Annotated in this window: 3 protein-coding genes and 1 pseudogene; 2 read left to right on the plus strand and 2 right to left on the minus strand. The window is 50.0% G+C overall.

Annotated elements, in window-relative coordinates; translation table 11 throughout:
- Positions 1 to 102 (minus strand): annotated as a pseudogene (locus ACTHUE_RS14020) (YebC/PmpR family DNA-binding transcriptional regulator); the annotation flags it as partial.
- A 367-nt stretch (positions 103 to 469) separates the two neighbouring features.
- On the opposite strand from ACTHUE_RS14020, the gene ACTHUE_RS14025 reads away from it, so the two are divergent.
- Entirely contained in the window at positions 470 to 1900 is a 1431-nt protein-coding gene (locus tag ACTHUE_RS14025; RefSeq protein WP_003745950.1) for an alanine/glycine:cation symporter family protein, read from the plus strand.
- Between the two features lie 58 nt (positions 1901 to 1958).
- Here the strand turns inward: ACTHUE_RS14025 and trhA are convergent, their stop codons facing one another.
- On the minus strand, positions 1959 to 2585 hold the full coding sequence (gene trhA, locus ACTHUE_RS14030; RefSeq protein WP_219089595.1) for a PAQR family membrane homeostasis protein TrhA: 627 nt from the start codon (positions 2583 to 2585) through the stop codon (positions 1959 to 1961).
- Between the two features lie 215 nt (positions 2586 to 2800).
- On the opposite strand from trhA, the gene ACTHUE_RS14035 reads away from it, so the two are divergent.
- Positions 2801 to 3163: phosphoadenosine phosphosulfate reductase domain-containing protein (locus ACTHUE_RS14035; RefSeq protein WP_440423777.1), on the plus strand; the 363-nt coding region annotated here is incomplete at its 3' end.

Genomic DNA, 3163 nt, shown 5'->3' on the forward strand with positions numbered 1-3163 from the left:
AACGGTAATTTCTTTAATCAGACGGGTGAAGATTTTGCCGCGTTTGGCATCTTGTCGGGCTTTTTTGTGTTGGATATTTGCCCACTTACTATGGCCTGCCATGTTGATTCCTTTCGTTTTTTCACGCTCTGAGGCGGAATTTGCTTCATTTGTAAGGCGTGCATTTTATCATAAGTTAGCTTTAGCCAAAATATTCAGACGGCCCAAACATTTGCAAAAACAGGCCGTCTGAAAACAAAGAAACCTTTTTTAAAATAAAGAAGCACATTTGCGGCAAACCTTTGTCAGTTTTCCGTTTTAATTCACGAAGGTTTACGGTATGATGACAAAATCGGTCAGGATTGTTAACAACTTAAACCGGTATTAAACGGCAAAACGGCCTGCTCGCCCTTGTTGCCAACCGCGAAAATGAACGGGAGTAGTTGCCCGTATCATTTTCTTTTTATTTGTTTTTCTTAAAGGTTATATTATGGAAGAAATATTGTCTGCTCTGGTGGGTGCAGTCAATCTGGTTCTTTGGGACTACCTGCTGATTTATGCCTTAATCGGCATCGGCCTGTTTTTTACCCTGTACTTGGGCGCGCCGCAAATTACCAAATTAGGAACAGGTTTCAAATCCGTTTTCGGCGGCTTGTTCAGTAAAAAAGACAAAGACCACGAAGGCAAATCCCTGTCTCAATTTCAAGCGCTTGCCGTAGCGATTTCCGCGCAAATCGGTACCGGTAACGTGGCCGGTGTCGCCACTGCGATTACCGCCGGCGGCCCGGGTGCCATTTTTTGGATGTGGCTGTCTGCCATTTTGGGCATGTCTACCATTTTTGCAGAAGCCGTTTTAGCGCAAAAATACCGCGTGGTCAGCCACGGCAAATACATCGGCGGCCCAGCGTTTTACATTACGCACGGCCTGACCCCGAAAATCGGCCGGGGCGCGGCGCGTTTCCTGTCCGGCTTTTTCTCCATCGCCTTGATTATCGCGCTGGGTTTCATCGGCAACGCGACACAATCCAACTCCATCGCCTCGGCTATGAATTTAGCTTTTAATATTCCGCCGATGGCAGTCGGTATTGCGGTGGCCGTACTCGCCGGCCTGATTATCATCGGCGGCATCAACCGCATTGCCGGTATCGCGCAATTTGTCGTACCGTTTATGGCGGTGATTTACATCTTGTGTGCCGTGATTATTTTGTTCAAATTCTCCGACCACATTATTCCGATGTTCAGCCATATTTTTGTTGCCGCCTTTAATCCTGAAGCGGTATTGGGCGGTGCGGCCGGTATCGGTATGCGCGAGGCCGTCCGTTTCGGCGTGGCACGCGGCCTGTTTTCTAACGAAGCCGGTATGGGTTCGACCCCGCACGCTCATGCAACCGCCAACGTCAAACATCCCGTGCAACAAGGTATGGCCGCGTTTATCGGTATCTTTATCGATACGCTGATGGTCTGCACGGCAACTGCGCTGATTATCCTGCTGACCGACGCCAACCTCTCCGGCGAAACCGGCGCTGCGGTTACCCAACTGGCTTTTAACAAGGCCTTTCCGGGTTTCGGTTCTCAACTGCTCGCCGTCTGTCTGACCTTCTTCGCCTTTACCACCATCATCGGCTGGTACTACTTCGGCGAATCCAATATCCGCTTCCTGTTCCGCGGCAAACACTTGGGCATCTACCGCGCACTGGTTTTGGTGGCCATCGTATTGGGTACATTGGGCAAAGTGGATTTGGTTTGGAGCATGTCCGATATGTTCAACGGCTTTATGGTCTTGCCGAACTTAATCGCCCTCTTCCTGCTGCGTAAGGAAATCCGTGCGGTTTACGACGATTATCTGGCGCAAACCAAAGCAGGCAAAGAGCTGACCTACAACTACGAATTCCACGAATTCCACGACAAAAACCCTGATTAACGACAAACAAAAACCTCTCAGTCAAACTGAGAGGTTTTTTATTTCAGGCCGTCTGAATCTACAACACATAAAAATAAATGCTGATAAATTGCGTCAAACTACCTGCCAAGACAAACAAGTGCCAAATACCGTGGCCGTGGCGGATTTTAGTATCATTGATAAACCAATAAATCCCCGCGCTATACAACACGCCGCCCAACACCAGCCAAAATAATCCGCCCGCTGAAAGCGATTTTATCAGCGGCCACACCGCCACCACAATCAGCCATCCCATTAACACATAAATCACCATCGACAGCAGCCGCTTCTCGCTTTTGCGCCCGATCGTCAGCTCCTGAACAATGCCCAGCAAAGCCAGCCCCCACGACACGCCGAAAAGCGACCAGCCCCAGCTGCCCTGCAGGGTAATCAGCGTAAACGGCGTATAACTGCCTGCAATCAAAAGATAAATCATGCAATGATCGACCTTTTGCAAAATCGCCTTGGCCTTCGGCTGCGGAATACTGTGGTATAAGGTTGAACCCAAATACAGAAGCAGCAGGCAGATTCCGTAAGTCAGTGCACCGGCAATCCGATAGCCGTCCGCCGATTCCACCGCTTTCACCAGCATCAGCACCAAGGCCGCCACTGCCAATAAGAAACCGGCCAAATGGCTGTACGCATTAAATCTCTCGCCGTGATACATAAACCATTCTCATTTCTAAAAAACCAAAGTGTACGCGAAGACAGGCGCTTCGTCAGAGAAATCGGGTTAAAAATAAGTTAAAGCGCAAAGGCCGTCTGAAAACACACTTGGGCAATATAACAAAAACATCTTTGCAACAAACAAACCATTCTTTCCCTTTTTCAGACGGCCTCACTAAAGTATCGGCTATCGCCAAGATTGCAAAGAGAGAAAAAATGTCCATCCAAAACCACCACCTCGACTGGCTCGAAGCCGAATCCATCTACATCATCCGCGAAGTGATTGCCAACGCCCAAAACCCGGCCCTGCTGTTTTCCGGCGGCAAAGACTCCGTCGTCTTGCTGGCGCTTGCCGTCAAAGCCTTCCAAATCGAAGGCCGCCCGCTGAAACTGCCGTTCAAACTCCTGCACGTCGATACCGGCCACAATTACCCCGAAGTCATCCAGTTCCGCGACGACACGGTCGCACGCACCGGCGTACAACTTGTGATCGGCAGCGTAGAAGAGTCCATCCGCAAAGGCAGCGTCGTCTTGCGCCGCGAAACCGATTCACGCAACGCTGCCCAAGCCGTTACACTG

The sequence above is a fragment of the Neisseria sp. P0021.S005 genome (assembly GCF_051956955.1).

Coding starts and splice junctions, on each gene's coding strand:
- ACTHUE_RS14025 (WP_003745950.1), top strand. CDS start 470: ATGGAAGAAATATTGTCTGCTCTGGTGGGTGCAGTCAATCTGGTTCTT.
- trhA (WP_219089595.1), bottom strand. CDS start 2,585: ATGTATCACGGCGAGAGATTTAATGCGTACAGCCATTTGGCCGGTTTC.